General features: G+C 38.9%; 13 protein-coding genes. 10 read left to right on the top strand and 3 right to left on the bottom strand.

Features of this window, described 5'->3' with window-relative positions:
* Positions 1-96: 96 nt before the first annotated feature.
* From BKK48_RS08375 to BKK48_RS08405, 7 genes are all read left to right on the top strand, one after another.
* On the top strand, positions 97-771 hold the full coding sequence (locus tag BKK48_RS08375) for a curli polymerization inhibitor CsgI-related protein (RefSeq protein ID WP_077427771.1): 675 nt from the start codon (positions 97-99) through the stop codon (positions 769-771).
* Positions 772-834: 63 nt separating this feature from the next.
* On the top strand, positions 835-2,976 hold the full coding sequence (gene yccS, locus BKK48_RS08380) for a YccS family putative transporter (RefSeq protein WP_077427773.1): 2,142 nt from the start codon (positions 835-837) through the stop codon (positions 2,974-2,976).
* Between the two features lie 84 nt (positions 2,977-3,060).
* Complete coding sequence (locus BKK48_RS08385) at positions 3,061-4,611, top strand: type I restriction-modification system subunit M (RefSeq protein WP_143538847.1); 1,551 nt, start codon at positions 3,061-3,063, stop codon at positions 4,609-4,611.
* A 7-nt stretch (positions 4,612-4,618) separates the two neighbouring features.
* Positions 4,619-5,851: a restriction endonuclease subunit S gene (locus BKK48_RS08390; protein ID WP_077427777.1), complete on the top strand. Its 1,233-nt coding sequence runs from the start codon at positions 4,619-4,621 to the stop codon at positions 5,849-5,851.
* A gap of 1 nt (position 5,852) precedes the next feature.
* Positions 5,853-6,977, top strand: a complete 1,125-nt coding sequence (locus BKK48_RS08395) for an ATP-binding protein (protein WP_077427779.1) — start codon at positions 5,853-5,855, stop codon at positions 6,975-6,977.
* Between the two features lie 4 nt (positions 6,978-6,981).
* On the top strand, positions 6,982-7,971 hold the full coding sequence (locus BKK48_RS08400) for a virulence RhuM family protein (protein ID WP_077427781.1): 990 nt from the start codon (positions 6,982-6,984) through the stop codon (positions 7,969-7,971).
* 25 nt (positions 7,972-7,996) lie between these two features.
* On the top strand, positions 7,997-11,128 hold the full coding sequence (locus BKK48_RS08405; RefSeq protein ID WP_077427783.1) for a type I restriction endonuclease subunit R: 3,132 nt from the start codon (positions 7,997-7,999) through the stop codon (positions 11,126-11,128).
* A 76-nt stretch (positions 11,129-11,204) separates the two neighbouring features.
* Here the strand turns inward: BKK48_RS08405 and folC are convergent, their stop codons facing one another.
* The 3 genes from folC to truA form a co-directional block, all read right to left on the bottom strand.
* Entirely contained in the window at positions 11,205-12,509 is a 1,305-nt protein-coding gene (gene folC, locus BKK48_RS08410; RefSeq protein ID WP_077427795.1) for a bifunctional tetrahydrofolate synthase/dihydrofolate synthase, read from the bottom strand.
* A gap of 1 nt (position 12,510) precedes the next feature.
* Positions 12,511-13,401 (bottom strand): acetyl-CoA carboxylase, carboxyltransferase subunit beta, encoded by an 891-nt coding sequence (gene accD / locus BKK48_RS08415; protein ID WP_077427785.1) that lies wholly within the window; start codon positions 13,399-13,401, stop codon positions 12,511-12,513.
* 83 nt (positions 13,402-13,484) lie between these two features.
* Entirely contained in the window at positions 13,485-14,279 is a 795-nt protein-coding gene (gene truA, locus BKK48_RS08420; RefSeq protein WP_077427787.1) for a tRNA pseudouridine(38-40) synthase TruA, read from the bottom strand.
* Between the two features lie 201 nt (positions 14,280-14,480).
* Here truA and rsxA point away from each other — a divergent pair, with 201 nt between their 5' ends.
* From rsxA to rsxC, 3 genes are all read left to right on the top strand, one after another.
* Positions 14,481-15,059, top strand: a complete 579-nt coding sequence (gene rsxA / locus BKK48_RS08425; protein WP_077427789.1) for an electron transport complex subunit RsxA — start codon at positions 14,481-14,483, stop codon at positions 15,057-15,059.
* Between the two features lie 96 nt (positions 15,060-15,155).
* Complete coding sequence (gene rsxB / locus BKK48_RS08430; RefSeq protein WP_077427791.1) at positions 15,156-15,737, top strand: electron transport complex subunit RsxB; 582 nt, start codon at positions 15,156-15,158, stop codon at positions 15,735-15,737.
* On the top strand, positions 15,738-17,469 hold a 1,732-nt coding region (gene rsxC, locus BKK48_RS08435), incomplete at its 3' end, for an electron transport complex subunit RsxC (RefSeq protein ID WP_077427793.1).

The raw sequence follows: 17,469 nt of genomic DNA on the forward strand, positions 1-17,469 counted from the left end.
TTTTCATTTTTAACCGCACTTTTTTATTTTCATTTTATACAAATTAGCATAGCATAAGCAGCGAATCTTATTTTCGTCACAATAAAAGGAGTAATTATGAAATTACAGGCTGCGGTATTAGGCATCTCAGCGTTATTTGCCAGCACGGTAAGTTTTGCAGGGATGGTTTCCAGTTCATCAAATATTGATTTTTTAGCCATCGATGGACAAAAAGCAAGTAAATCCCTCTTAAAAGAAACCCGTTCATTCAACGTAAACGATACCAATACTCACCAAGTTGTCATTCGTGTCGGTGAAATTGTTGGCAGCGGTTCCAGCCAATCATTATTTGAATCAAGTCCGATTATTGTCACTTTCCAAGGTTCTGCTGAAGATATGGTGATTTCAGCACCTACACTTCGTACTAAAGCCGATGCCGAAAAATTCAAGGCGGCACCAGTCATTACAGTTAAAACCACCTCAGGCCAAGAAATTCCGGCAAAAATTGATATTTTAAAACAAGAAGGCTTATTCCCATCAGCCAATGTTGTTAATGACTTAGCCGGTTATAACGCCTCCGGAGCGGCCGCTGCAGTGCCTGCATTTGCCAGCGCAACGATGCCGGCAGCCCCGATGATGGCCATTGCCCCTGCAGCAAATGGTAAAGCCACAAAAGGTCGGGTTGTTGTTCAAGGTGAAAATGTGGCAGAACAACAATTACAATATTGGTTCCAACAAGCGGACAAAGAAACCCAAGCCCGTTTCTTAAACTGGGCAAAATCCCACAAATAATGACCGCACTTTATACGAAAAGTGAGCAATGCGCTCACTTTTCTCTTTTTGCAAGGAATAAAAATGAATAACTGGTTAAATGCAAAAGTCATTGCTGCCATTCCAATCTTTATTGCCGTCAACCTTGCCGCTTTCGGGGTTTGGCTTTTTGATATTTCCAGCCAATCTATGCCGTTAATTTTAGGGATTATTGCAGGCGGCTTAGTGGATCTCGATAATCGTTTAACCGGTCGCTTAAAAAATATTTTTTACACCTTAATTGCCTTTGCAATTTCCAGTTTTGTTGTTCAGCTTAATATTGGAAAACCTGTCCAGTACATTGCATTAATGACGCTGTTAACATTCACTTTTACCATGATAGGCGCCATAGGACAACGTTATAGCACCATCGCTTTTGGCACCCTTGTCGTCGCTCTTTATACCACCCTGACTTACCACCCTAACACCTCTGGTAATGATTTTATCAACCCAGTAATGATTTTACTCGGCACATTACTGTATAGTGTGGTGACCCTTATTGTGCATCTCTTTTTTCCCAACCGCCCCGTGCAGGAAAATGTCGCCAAAGCCTTTTGTGCCTTGGGAGAATATTTAGATGCGAAATCCATGTTTTTCGATCCTGATGAAATAGAAGATATTGAACAAAAACATCTCAATTTTGCTTTGAAAAATGCCAATGTGGTCAATGCCTTTAACCTTGCCCGCACCGCATTGTTTTATCGAATTCGAGGGCAACATCGCCACCCTCGCACACAAAAAATGGTGCGCTATTATTTTGCCGCACAAGAAATTCACGAACGTGCTAACTCAACACATTTTGACTATCATCAAATTGCCGAAAAACTGAAAAATACCGATTTGATTTTCCGTATTCAACGACTGCTTGAATTACAAGCCCAAGCTTGCCAAGAGGTTGCCCAAAGTTTACGTCAAAACAAACCTTATCATTATCATCAACGCCTAGAAAAAGCACTCAACGGCACCGTCCAATCCTTTGAGCTTTATCGCCAAAAAGCACAGGCTGATGAAAGCCTTATCCTTGATATTCAAGGTCTGTTAGACAATCTACAAAACATCAGCCTACAACTTAACCAGCTGGAGCAAGAATCCAATACCAACGAACCGCTAGCACAAATTCATACGGAACAGGTCACCGGGTTGAAAAATATGCTTTCAACCATCGCCGGTCATTTCACCTTTGAATCTCAATTATTTCGCCATGCTGTGCGTTTATCCATTGTGGTATTTCTCTGTTGTACCATTGTCGATTTTTTCCAATTTAACCTCGGCTATTGGATCCTTCTCACCGCCATTTTTGTGTGCCAGCCCAATTATTCCGCCACCAAAGCACGCTTACGCCAACGTATTGTCGGCACAATTTTAGGGGTGATCGTGGGATCACTGCTCCCTTATTTAAACCCAACACTGGAATTAAAATTAGGTCTTATTGTACTCACCTGTACCCTCTTTTTCTTCTTCCGTAGCAATAATTACAGCTTTTCAACCTTTTTTATTACACTTCAAGTCTTATTAAGTTTTGATGTGATGGGATTCAGCACAGAAGCCGCTCTACTTCCTCGATTGCTTGATACCCTATTAGGGGCGGCCATTGCTTGGTTTGCGGTTTCCTACTTATGGCCGGATTGGAAATATTTACAATTAGATAAAGTCAGCCGACTTGCTATTCAAAGCGATGCCCAATATCTGTTACATATCATCGGACAACTCCAATTTGGCAAAACCGATGATTTAAAATATCGCATTGCCCGCCGCAATGCCCATGAATACAACGCCGCCCTAAGTACCGTTATTTCAAATATAAGTAGCGAACCGGTGAAATATCAAGCCTATTTGCAAGAAGGCTTTAATTTACTCAAAATTAATTATTCTTTGCTCAGCTATATTTCTGCTCTTGGCTCATATCGAGATAAAATGCGTCAATTACAACAAACGAAAAGCTTTTTATCCGGCTTCTATCCCACCGCGAAAAAAATCATTTATACCCTTGAAAACATTGAAAGGCTTTCCCCAGAGATCTTTGCAAAATTGTATGAAAACATTGAAACAAGCCTAAAAGATATCGCCCAAACAGAAATCTCACCCTCTGAAAACAAGGCATTTATCCTGCCCTTTCAGCAATTAAATCTTATTACACAATTACTGCCACAAATTTACGATTATTTTCAAAAATATCAGAAAAACTGACCGCACTTATTCCATTTACTAATAAATATTGCGCAAAAATATAGATATCGTAGAATCTCACGAAAATGAATATTATAAGGGAAAATTATGGTTTCAATTCAACAACGAGCCGAACTTCAACGCAGAATTTGGCAAATCGCCAATGATGTACGAGGTTCAGTCGATGGCTGGGATTTTAAACAATATGTACTAGGCACATTATTTTATCGTTTTATCAGTGAAAATTTTACCAATTATATTGAAGCAGGCGATGAAAGTATAAACTATGCAGAGTTGCCTGATGATGTAATTACGGCTGAAATTAAAACAGATGCAATAAAAACTAAAGGCTACTTCATTTATCCAAGTCAACTTTTTAAAAATGTAGTTGCTAATGCAGCTAGCAATCCTGATCTCAATACCAATTTAAAACAAATTTTTACAGATATTGAAAGCTCAGCTACAGGATTCCCTTCGGAGGATGATATCAAAGGGTTGTTTGCTGATTTTGACACAACAAGTAATCGTCTAGGTAACACTGTTAAAGATAAAAATGACCGCTTAACTGCCGTATTAAAAGGGGTTGCCGAACTGGATTTTGGTAAATTTGAAGACAATCATATTGACTTATTTGGTGATGCCTACGAATATCTCATTTCTAACTATGCCGCCAATGCAGGTAAATCAGGTGGAGAATTTTTCACCCCACAAAACGTTTCAAAACTTATCGCCAAACTTGCCTTACACGGGCAAGACAAAGTGAATAAAATCTATGACCCCGCTGCAGGTTCAGGCTCCTTGCTTCTACAAGCAAAAAAACAATTTGATGAGCACATTATTGAAGATGGCTTTTTCGGGCAGGAAATTAATCACACCACTTATAATCTTGCTCGTATGAATATGTTTTTACATAACATCAACTACGACAAGTTTGATATTGCTTTAGGTAACACCTTGCTTAAACCACAGTTTGGTGATGACAAACCTTTTGATGCCATCGTTTCTAACCCACCTTATTCGGTTAAATGGATTGGCTCAGACGATCCAACTCTTATTAACGACGAACGTTTCGCACCGGCAGGCGTACTTGCACCAAAATCGAAAGCCGATTTTGCTTTTATTTTGCACGCATTAAGTTATCTTTCAGCAAAAGGCAGAGCGGCAATTGTCTCATTCCCAGGAATTTTTTATCGTGGCGGTGCCGAGCAAAAAATCCGTCAATATCTAGTCGATAACAATTTTGTGGAAACCGTTATTGCTCTTGCTCCTAATTTATTTTTCGGCACCAGCATTGCGGTGAATATTTTGGTACTTTCCAAACACAAAACCGACACGCAAACACAATTTATCGATGCAAGTAGTCTTTTTAAATCCGTTACCAATAACAACATTCTAGAAGACGAACATATTGAACAAATCCTAAAATTGTTCGCCGATAAAGAAGACGTTCCCCATTTAGCAAAATCCGTTAGCAATGATGAAATAGCAAATGATAAGAATAATTACAATCTTTCTGTCAGTTCTTATGTAGAACAAAAAGACACTCGCGAAATAATCAACATTGATGAATTAAACGAAGAAATTCGTAAAACCGTCGCCAATATTGACCGCTTGCGTGCCGAGATTGATAAAATTATGGCGGAGATTGAGGGATAAAAACACCATGAAAAACAACCGCACTTTTTTAGATAAATTATTAGATGGGGCTGAGGTTGAGTGGAGAACACTTGATGAAATCTCTTCAATCTACGGTGGACTAACTGGGAAAAATAAATCTGACTTTGAAAATGGAAATGTATTCTATGTTCCTTATAAGAACATCTTTAACAATATAGAAGTTGATTTTGATAATCTTGAATTAGTCAATGTATCAGATGATGAAAAGCAATATGAAATCCAATATGGAGATGTTTTATTTACTGGTTCTTCTGAAACAGCTGAAGAAGCAGGAATGTCTTCTGCAGTAACAACAAAAATAAATCAAAAAATCTATCTGAATAGTTTTTCATTTGGGCTTAGATTTAATGATGATATAAAAATATTGCCTGAATTTTCAAAATTTTTATTTAGAACTCACTCTATAAGAACTGAAATAGCAAAATCGGCAAGTGGAGTAACGAGATTCAATATTTCTAAAGCTCGTTTTAAGAAAATTAAAATCCCCATCCCCCCGCTCTCCGTCCAAACCGAAATCGTGCGAATTTTGGACGCATTGACAGCGCTTACCAGCGAGCTTACCAGCGAGCTTACCAGCGAGCTTATACTACGCCAGAAGCAATATGAATACTATCGAGAAAAATTATTATCTTTTGATAGTTTAGAGCGATTGAATAAGGGGGGGGTGAAGAAGAAACTTATTGATGTTTCTGATATTCAATGGCTACCTCTAAATAAAATATATAAATTTCAATATGGCGTAGGTAATAAAATACCGACTATTGGAGGGAAATATCCTGTTTATGGAAGTAATGGAATTGTGGGTACCCATAATGAATATAACAGTGAAAACTCACCTGTCATTGGACATATAGGCGCCTATGCAGGAATAGTAAATTGGGCTGAGGGTAAACATTTTGTAACCTATAATGGCATTATTTGCAAAAAAATTAATGATAATGTAAATGAACGGTATGCATACCATCTTCTACTCTTGCAAAACTTTATTGATAAAGCTAATAAAGCATCACAGCCATTTATATCTTACGATATTTTAAATAAATGCATTGTTCCTATCCCCTCACTCGAAGAACAAAACCGCATAGTTTCAATCTTAGACAAATTTGAAACTTTAACCAATTCCATCACCGAAGGCTTGCCTTTAGCGATCGAACAAAGCCAAAAGCGGTATGAGTATTACAGAGAGCTTCTGCTAAGCTTTCCAAAGTTAGATAATTAATATGAACCAACAATTAAACGATATTGCTCAAGCGTTAAAAAGCACCAATAAAAAAGTTCAACTGATCTACGCCTTTAACGGGACAGGCAAAACCAGATTATCAAAAGAATTCAAAGAATTGATTTCACCGAAAAATAATGAAAATGAAGAATTATCAAGAAAGAAAATTCTTTATTTTAATGCTTTTACGGAGGACTTATTTTACTGGGATAATGATTCGGAACCAAAACTGAAGATCCAGCCAAATTCTTTTATTAATTGGTTGATTGAAGATCAAGGGGATGAAGATAAAATAATTAGTAAATTTCATCATTATTGTGATGAAAAACTTATGCCTAAATTTGATATTAAAAATAACCAAATCACATTTAGTTTTGCGCGCGGAAATGATGAACCTGAAGATAATATTAAACTTTCAAAAGGTGAAGAAAGCAATTTTATCTGGAGTATTTTTCATACATTTATTGAGCAAGCTATATCAGAACTCAATATTCCTGAAGCGGATGAACGTTCAACAGATAAATTTGATGAGCTAGAATATATTTTTATTGACGATCCAGTAAGTTCATTAGATGAAAATCACCTCATTCAGTTAGCTGTAGATTTGGCAAAACTTATTAAAGATACCCAATCTGAAATTAAATTTATCATTACCACTCATAATCCTTTATTTTATAACGTGTTATATAATGAAATTGGAAATAAAGCGTGTTACATGCTGAGAAGAAACGAAGATGAGACATTTAAGCTTGAAGAGAAAAATGGTAGTTCCAACAAGAGTTTCTCTTATCACCTCTTTCTGAAAAAACTATTGGAAGATATTGAAGCTAAGGATATTCAAAAATACCACTTTATGTTGTTACGTAACTTATATGAAAAAACAGCGAATTTTCTTGGTTACGATGGCTGGTCAAATTTATTACCTAATGATGATGCCAAACAAAACTATTACACCCGTATTATTAATTTTACCAGCCACTCTACTTTGTCTAATGAGGTGATCTCTGAACCCACAGATGCTGAAAAAAATATTATTAAATATTTACTTGCACATCTAATTAAGAATTACGGTTTCTATATAGAAAAAAATATTGAAGAATCACAAATTGATAATACAGCAGAGTAAAAATATGAATGACTTAATCATCTACAACACCGATGACGGAAAATCTCACGTTGCTTTATTAGTTGTCGAAAATGAGGCTTGGTTGAGCCAAAATCAGCTTGCAGAACTTTTCGACACCTCTGTACAAAATATAGCCACTCATATAAAAAATATATTAGAAGACAATGAATTAGACAAAAATTCAGTTATCAAGGATTACTTGATAACTGCCCAAGATGGTAAACAATATCAAGTAAAACATTATTCCCTTGATATGATTCTGGCAATCGGATTTCGTGTGCGTAGCCCACGTGGTGTACAGTTTCGTCGCTGGGCGAATACACAATTACGTACTTATCTAGATAAAGGTTTTCTATTAGATAAAGAACGATTGAAAAACCCGCAAGGTCGATTTGACCATTTTGATGAATTACTGGAACAAATTCGTGAAATTCGAGTCAGTGAGTTGCGGTTTTATCAAAAAGTACGGGAATTATTTAAATTATCCAGTGACTACGATAAAACGGACAAGGTCACTCAAATGTTTTTTGCCGAAACACAAAATAAGTTGATCTATGCTATTACACAACAAACTGCAGCAGAACTCATTTGTATGCGTGCCAATGCCGAATTACCTAATATGGGTCTAACCTCTTGGAAAGGTACTGTTGTGCGTAAAGGCGATATTATTACCGCTAAAAACTATTTGACTCATGATGAATTAGATTCTTTGAATCGTTTAGTGATGATCTTTTTAGAAAGTGCCGAATTACGTGTTAAAAACCGTCAAGATCTGACATTAAATTTCTGGCGTAATAATGTAGATAATTTAATTGAATTTAATGGTTTTCCGCTACTCATCAGAAATGGAACCCGAACTGTGAAACAAATGGAAGCCTTTACCAAAGAACAATATGCCTTATTTGATCAAACCAGAAAACAGCACAAACGTATACAAGCAGATAGTGAAGATTTACAAATTTTAGAAAAATGGCAAAAAGATCTGAAAAAGTAAAAGAATCAATAAGTAAGGAACACTAATGACCCAATACAAAACCATCGCCGAATCCAATAATTTTATCGTTCTGGATCAATACACAAAATGCGTGGAAGAACCACGGGCAGGCTATCAAACGGAAGATAGTTTAGAACGTGAATTTATCCGAGATTTACAAGGTCAGGGTTATCAGTATTTACCTGAAATCAATAACCACGAAAAACTACTGATAAACCTACGCCATCAGTTACAACATCTCAACAATGTTATCTTTTCTGATGCTGAATGGACGCGATTTTTAGAAGAATATTTGGATAAACCTGCTGATAATCTCATTGATAAAACCCGTAAGATTCATGATGATTATATTTATGATTTTGTATTTGATAACGGGCGAATTCAAAATATTTATTTGCTGGATAAGAAAAATATTACCAATAATAAATTACAAGTGATTAATCAATTTGAGCAAACCGGTAATTATGATAATCGCTATGATGTCACTGTTTTGGTAAACGGTTTGCCCCTTGTTCATATTGAACTTAAAAAACGTGGGGTAGCCATTCGGGAAGCCTTTAATCAAATTCATCGTTATAGTAAAGAAAGTTTTAATAAAAACAATTCTCTTTTTAAATATATTCAAATTTTTGTCATTTCCAACGGCACGGACACTCGCTATTTTGCCAATACCACCAAACGCGATAAAAACAGCTACGATTTCACAATGAATTGGGCAACGGCAAAAAATATCGCCATTCGTGATTTAAAGGATTTTACGGAGACATTTTTCCAAAAAAACACCTTATTAAAAATCTTGGTGGATTATTGTGTGTTTGATACGTCTGATACGCTACTGATTATGCGTCCTTATCAAATCGCTGCAACCGAACGGATTTTATGGAAAATTAACAGTTCTTATCAATCGAAAAAGTGGCGTAATCAAGAAAGTGGCGGTTATATTTGGCACACCACAGGTTCAGGCAAAACCTTAACCAGTTTTAAAGCGGCTCGCCTTGCGACGGGGCTAGACTTTATTGATAAAGTGTTTTTTGTGGTGGATCGTAAAGATCTGGACTATCAAACCATGAAAGAATATCAGCGCTTTTCACCTGACAGCGTCAATGGTTCAGAAAGCACAGCGGGGCTAAAACGCAACATTGAAAAAGAAGATAACAAAATTATTGTTACCACCATTCAAAAACTCAATAACCTGATGAAATCAGAAGATAAGCTACCGGTTTATGATAAACAGGTAGTTTTTATTTTTGATGAATGTCATCGTTCACAATTTGGTGAAGCACAAAAAAACTTAAAGAAAAAATTTAAAAAATTCTACCAATTTGGTTTTACCGGCACGCCAATTTTTGGCGATGATATTGTTGATGGAAAACTTATCCGTAAAGGCAACGCATTAGGCGCTGAAACCACAGAAAGTGTTTTTGGCATTCAGCTACATTCCTACATTATTACCGATGCCATTCGTGATGAAAAAGTGCTCAAGTTTAAAGTAGATTACAATGATGTTCGTCCACAATTTAAAAGCATCGAAACGGAAAAAAATCTTGAAAAACTGACCACACTTGAACAAAAAGCAGCTTTTTTACAGCCCAAACGCATTGAAGAAATCACACAATACATCTTGAATAATTTCAAACAAAAGACACATCGTTTTAACGCCAGTAATCAAGGCTTTAATGCGATGTTTGCAGTGAGTAGCGTGGAGGCGGCAAAATTTTATTATGAAGCGTTTAAAAAGCAACAAAGTGCGGTAGAAAATCCGCTTAAAATTGCTACCATTTTTTCTTTTGCTGCTAATGAAGAACAAGACGCGGTAGGAGATATTGCCGATGAAAGTTTTGAAGTTGAAGCCATGAATTCGAGCGCCAAAGAATTCTTAAAATCTGCTATTGATGACTACAACAATTATTTTACAACCAACTATGGTGTAGATGGAAAATCCTTCCAAAATTATTATCGAGATTTGGCAAAACGGGTAAAAAATAAAGAAGTTGACCTGCTTATTGTTGTCGGTATGTTTTTAACCGGTTTTGATGCGCCGACACTAAACACCTTATTTGTCGATAAAAACCTACGTTATCACGGATTAATTCAAGCCTTTTCCCGCACCAATCGAATTTATAACGCCACCAAAACCTTTGGCAATATCGTTACCTTCCGCGATTTGGAACAAAACACCATTGATGCCATTACGCTTTTTGGCAACGCCAATACGCGTAACGTAGTACTGGAAAAAAGCTATCAAGAATATATGGAAGGCTATACCGACGCGGGTATCGATCGCCGTGGCTATTTAGACGTCATTAGCGAACTCAGTGATCGTTTTCCTGATCCGACTGAAATTGAAACGGAAAAAGATAAAAAAGCCTTTGTTAAATTATTCGGTGAATATTTACGCGTTGAAAATATCCTGCAAAATTATGATGAATTTGCCGCTTTACAAGCATTTCAATCCGTTGATAAAACTGATGAACAAGCAATACAAGCCTTTAAAGAAAAGTATTATCTCAGCGATGAAACCCTTGCTGAAATGCAAAAAATTGATATACCAAGCGAACGCTCTATTCAAAATTACCGTTCTACTTATAATGACATTCGTGATTGGCTTCGTCGGCAAAAAGATGGCGAAGAAAAAGGAAAATCAACCATTGATTGGGATGATGTAGTCTTTGAGGTGGATTTATTAAAATCCCAAGAAATCAATCTGGATTATATTTTAGAGCTAATTTTTGAGCACAATAAAAAAACCAAAGACAAAGAGACCTTGGTTGAAGAAATTCGTTCAATTATCCGCTCAAGTTTAGGAAACCGTGCCAAAGAAAGTTTGATCATTGATTTTATGCATCAAACAGATTTAGATGCTATTGCTGACAAGGCAAGTATCATTGAAGCGTTCTTTAAATTTGCTCAAACGGAGCAACAAAAAGAAGCTGATGAACTCATTGCTTCGGAAAACTTAAACATAGAAGCGGCTAAACGTTATATTAATGTTTCATTAAAGCGTGAATACGCCAGTGAAAATGGTACAGATTTAAACGATACTCTCCCGAAAATGAGCCCTCTTAATCCACAATATTTGACGAAAAAACAAACCATTTTCCGGAAACTTTCTGCATTTGTGGAAAAATTCAAAGGAATTGGAGGGCTTTTGTCATAAAAACTCCGTAAAAACCTTACACCTATTTTTCGTAGGAAATAGAGAGGGGGAAATTCCCCCTAATTTATCATTGCCCTTAATTTATCTTTTCCCACAATTCCGTAACGGTATGAAATGAGCCGAAAATTAAAACAATGTCATTTTTCATTGCAGTTTTTAATGCCCTTTCCGCACCTGATATGACGGAATTCGCTGCGAAGGCGTTGGCATTAGGAGAAAATAGGGTGAGCTTTGCCAATAAATCTTCACCGGATTGTCCCCGATCGCCTGCTAAGGTGACACAATGCCATTCATCCACAAGGGGGATAAGATGAGTGAAAACACCTGTGGCATCTTTATCTTTCAACATACCGCACACGGCGATAATCCGCCGCTGTTGTTGGTTTTTAAGTGCGGTTAATTTTTCTGCTAAATAAGCGGCAGCATGAGGATTATGCCCCACATCAAGAATGACTGTCGGTAAATCATGAGGTGATTTATCAGATAACTTCGCCAATTTTTCCCTTTTATCGGCATGAAGTGTTTGAAACCGCCCCACTAATTCCACATTTTGTAAAGCATGACGAATTGTTTCTTCACTAATATTGAAAGGTAATTGCTCCACCACCGCTAATGCGGTAGCCGCATTCATAAGAGGAATTTGGCAAAATGGGAGATTTTCTAACCGCACTTTTTGGCTTTGCCATTGCCAACCTTCAGAATGAGATTGGAATGACCAATCCACACCTCGGCGTGATACCGGACAACCTAAACTCACCGCCTGCTCCAACATTGAATTTGGCACATTAGGCTCACCAATCACCACCGGGGCATTTTTACGGAAAATCCCTGCTTTTTCAAAGGCGATCGCCTCTCGGGTATTGCCTAGAAAATCCGTATGATCAATATCAATACTGGTAATCACCGATAAATGACTATCCACGATATTTGTGGCATCCAATCGCCCGCCAAGCCCGACTTCTAAAATCACCACATCTAAATTCGCTTGTTTAAACAGGTGTAGTGCTGAAAGGGTGCTAAATTCGAAATAGGTTAGAGATTCCGTCCGATGTGCTTCAATAAATGCAAAAGAAGCGGTGTGTGCCTCATCGCTCAAATCTTGGTTTTGAATACGAACACGTTCGTTATAACGTAATAAATGTGGGGAAGAATAAACACCGACACGCAATCCGTGATCGAGCAAAAGGGTTTCTAGCAAGCGGCAAGTGGTGCCTTTGCCATTGGTTCCTCCCACCGTGATCACATAGGGGGCCGGATTTAACAGATCTAACTTTTCTGCCACAGATTTAATGCGTTCTAAGCCGAGATCGATGGCTTTAAAATGGCTATTTTCCAAATAAGAAAGCCACTCGGCGAGTGGCGAAGTGGCTTTTAAATGCAGATTACGCTTCATCTTCAATAAGTTCAGGTTCGCTAAAAGGAGAAGGTTGATGAGTTAATTTACTTAATACACTTGCAAGGGTATGGCGCATATCGCCCCGTTTAACAATCATATCAATCGCCCCTTTTTCCAATAAAAATTCACTGCGTTGGAAACCTTCAGGCAATTTTTCACGAACGGTCTGCTCGATCACTCGAGGACCGGCAAACCCGATTAAGGCTTTAGGTTCTGCAATGTTTAAATCACCTAACATGGCAAAACTTGCAGAAACCCCACCCAAAGTCGGATCAGTCAACACAGAAATAAAAGGCACGCCTTTTTCACGCATTTTGGCAAGCACCGCACTGGTTTTTGCCATCTGCATAAGTGAAAATAGCGCTTCTTGCATACGCGCCCCACCACTGGCTGAAAAGCAAACGAAAGGACAATTAAGTTCTATCGCTTTTTCAGCCGCTTTAACAAATTTCGCGCCAACAACCGATCCCATTGAACCGCCCATAAAAGCAAAATTTGAGGCAGCGACTACAATCGGCATATTATAAAGTGTCCCGGTCATGGTAATCAGTGCATCTTTTTCACCGGTTTCTTTTTGAGCCGCGGTAATACGATCTTTATATTTCTTTAAATCTTTGAATTTTAAGATGTCTTTTGGCTCTAATTCTGCCGCAATTTCATGGCTTGAGCCTTCATCCAATAAACGTAAAAGACGCTCACGGGCATCAATACGCATATGGTGATCACACTTTGGACAAACATAAAGATTACGTTTTAACTCTTCGCTATAAAGCACTTGTTCACAGGAAGTACATTTTGTCCAAACCCCTTCCGGCACATTGGCTTTGCGTGTTGAAGGAGGGGGGCTTTTGCTAAAAATTCGGTTAATCCAGCTCATTATATTTACCTATTTATCCACTAGAAAATCCTGCGTATTAAACCATAATTTGCCCGGCCTTGCTAGTCAGACAACGTGAGCTTTTAAATAAGCCTGTCTTCAAGAAAAAGTGGGCCTAACTTATTTTGCGGAATGGCAAATTTTTCAGGGTAGATCACTTTCACTAAATAAAGTCCGTCCGGTTTGGCGGTGGGGGCGGCCAATTTCCGATCTCGTTGTTCTAACAACCATTTCATCCACTCAATGGGCTGATGCCCTGTGCCAACCTCAATTAAACTCCCGACAATATTTCTCACCATATGATGCACAAAGGCATTAGCCTGAATATCAACAATAATATATTCCCCTTTCTGCACAACATGAAGATGATGAACATTTCGCCAAGGTGTATTGGATTGACATTGTGCGGCACGGAAGGAAGAAAAATCATGTTCACCCAATAAAAACTGCCCTGCTTGGTGCATTCTTTCTGCATCCAATGGCAAATGGCAATGGGTTATCCCCGCCGGTAAAATGGCTGAACGTAATTTATTAGAATAGAGAAGATAACGGTAGCGACGTGCTGTGGCAGAAAAACGTGCGTGAAATTCATCATCCACTGTCTTTGCCCACTTCACCGCAATATCATCGGGCAAATTGGCATTGGTACCGAACGCCCAGGCTTTTTCAGGACGAATAGCCTGGGTTTCAAAATGAACCACTTGCCCTGTTCCATGTACGCCGGAATCCGTTCGACCGGCACAAAATACTTCAATTTTTTCGTTCGCGACAAAAGATAACGCATTTTCCAGTGCTTCTTGTACGCTGCGCACCTTTTCTTGTCGCTGCCAACCAAAATAATGTTGCCCGTTATATTCAACACCTAAGGCAATTTTCATTTTTTTCCTCTATTTCTAGAAACAATAAAATTATGCGGATAGTATCAAATGGTTAAACAAAGTCATAGCGCACTTTTCCTATAAGCCCAAAAACAACACCAAAAACGACCGCACTTTTCCCCCGAGGCTAACCAAAATTTCTTATTGTTCTTCCCGCCATAAATAGGGATAATAACGCCCTTATCGAAAAGGCAAATAACCATGACACATTATATTTTATTGATTATCGGTACAGCATTGATTAACAACTTTGTGCTGGTGAAATTTCTCGGGCTATGCCCGTTTATGGGGGTATCAAAGAAAATTGAAACCGCCATCGGTATGGGATTAGCCACCACCTTTGTGCTCACTGTGGCCTCTCTTTGCTCATACTTAGTGGATCATTATATTCTTCTACCTTTAAATGCCTCATTTTTACGCACACTCATCTTTATTTTGGTGATTGCGGTTGTCGTGCAATTTACCGAAATGGCGATCAATAAAACCAGCCCGACCCTTTATCGTTTACTCGGGATTTTCTTGCCTCTAATTACGACAAACTGTGCGGTGCTTGGTGTCGCCTTACTCAATGTTAATCTTGCCCATAATTTAACAGAATCGGTCATTTATGGTTTTGGTGCAGCATTAGGCTTTGCCTTGGTTTTAGTGCTTTTTGCCGCATTGCGGGAGCGCTTGGTGGCAGCAGATGTGCCTATCGCATTTCGTGGCGCATCCATTGCATTGATAACAGCAGGAATCATGTCGCTTGCCTTTATGGGCTTTGCCGGGCTTATTAAATAATATTGTTCATCCTATGATTTATCTTTTAATGGCGATTACCGTACTGATTTTATTTATCGGGCTTTATCAAAAATTTTCAGGAAAAAGAAAGAAATAATGACTACGCTACTTATCGTCATCAGCCTACTCGCCTTGATTTTTGGTGCGATTTTAGGCATCGCTTCCTTAAAATTAAAGGTGGAAGCCGATCCTGTCGTAGAAAAAATTGATGCCATATTGCCCCAAAGCCAATGCGGTCAGTGCGGTTACCCCGGCTGTAAACCCTACGCCGAGGCAATCTGTAACGGTGATGTGATCACAAAATGTATTCCGGGTGGACAGCCTACCGTGGTAAAAATTGCAGAAATTTTAGGTGTCGATGTGCCAGCAATGGACGGCGTTGAAGAGCCTATCGAAATGGTGGCGATCATTGATGAAAATATGTGTATTGGTTGCACCAAATGTATCCAAGCCTGTCCGGTGGATGCCATTATTGGGACAAATAAAGCCATGCATACCGTTATTCCTGATCTTTGCACAGGTTGTGAACTTTGTGTCGCCCCCTGCCCAACGGATTGTATTTCGATGATTCCGGTAAAAAAAGATCTTAACAGTTGGGATTGGAAATTTGATGCAAAATTAGTCATTCCGGTCATGAATGTGAACGGTAGTGAAAAAAAATGGGTTGTGGGGGAATAAATGGCGGACGTATTATCTCGTTTTAATTCCGGTAAGATTTGGGATTTCAAAGGGGGAATTCATCCACCTGAAATGAAAGATCAATCTAATCATCAACCGCTTCAATCGCTTCCTTTAAGTTCGGATTTTTATATTCCGCTCAAACAGCACGCCGGACTTGCCGGCAATGTATTAGTGAGCGTTGGCGATTATGTTTTAAAAGGCCAGCCCTTAACACAAGGTGACGGTCTACGCATTCTGCCGGTTCATGCGCCCACTTCCGGTACGATTAAAGCCATTAGCCCTTATGTTGCAGCTCACCCCTCAGGATTGGATGAACCGACTATTCATTTACAAGCCGATGGACTGGATCAAGCTATTAAATCCCACCCCATTGAGGACTTTCTGACACTCACTCCGGAGCAATTGATTGAAAAAATTTACCTTGCCGGGATCGCAGGTTTAGGGGGTGCCGTCTTCCCTACTGCGGCAAAAATTCAATCTGCCGAGAAAAAAGTGAAACTGCTCATCATTAATGGTGCAGAATGTGAACCCTATATCACCTGTGATGATCGCCTGATGCGAGAACGTGCCGATGAAATTATTGAAGGGGTGCGTATTTTACGTTATATCCTCCGCCCTGAGAAAGTGGTGATCGCCATTGAAGACAATAAACCTGAAGCGATCGACGCCATCAATAACGCACTGCATGGCGCTAATGATATTGAAGTGCGTGTTATTCCAACAAAATATCCCTCAGGTGCAGCTAAACAACTCATTTATTTGCTCACCGGTATGGAAGTCCCAAGTGGTGAACGTTCCTCCAGTATTGGTGTGTTAATGCACAACATTGGCACCGTATTTGCCATAAAAAGAGCGGTCATCAATGACGAGCCGTTAATTGAACGAGTGGTTACCCTCACGGGTAATAAAATCCAACAAAAAGGCAATTATTGGGTACGCCTTGGCACACCTATTCATCACGCACTTCGTCACACCGGTTATCAACTTGATGAGCGTTTTCCTGTTTTTGCAGGTGGGCCAATGATGGGACTGGCATTGCCTAATCTCAATGCACCGGTTACCAAAATCGTCAATTGCCTACTCGCCCCGGATTATTTTGAATATGCCGAACCCGAAGCGGAGCAAGCCTGTATCCGTTGTTCCAGTTGTTCTGATGCCTGCCCGGTTAACCTTATGCCACAGCAACTTTATTGGTTTGCACGCAGTGAAGATCATAAGAAATCGGAAGAATATGCCTTAAAAGATTGCATTGAATGTGGGGTTTGTGCTTATGTTTGCCCAAGTCACATTCCACTTATTCAATATTTCCGCCAAGAAAAAGCCAAAATTTGGCAACTGAAAGAAAAACAAAAGAAATCCGATGAAGCCAAAATTCGCTTTGAAGCCAAACAAGCCCGTATGGCACGGGAAGAACAAGAGCGCAAAGCCCGTTCACAACGTGCAGCCCAAGCCCGCCGTGAAGAATTAGCCAAAACCCAAGGTGAAGATCCGGTGAAAGCGGCACTTGAACGTTTAAAAGCGAAAAAAGCAACGGCCACAGAAACGACACAAGTTAAAACCATCAACACGGAAAAAGGGGAAATTTTACCGGATAACACCGATATGATGGCATTGCGTAAAGCCCGCCGTCTGGCTCGTCAGCAAAAGGAAGAAAGTGAAAATCACTCAATTGAGCAAGAAACTTCATCACAAAAAACGCAAGAAAATTTAACCGCACTTGATCCGAAAA

It is taken from the genome of Rodentibacter heidelbergensis, assembly GCF_002000125.1.
Classification (GTDB): domain Bacteria; phylum Pseudomonadota; class Gammaproteobacteria; order Enterobacterales; family Pasteurellaceae; genus Rodentibacter; species Rodentibacter heidelbergensis.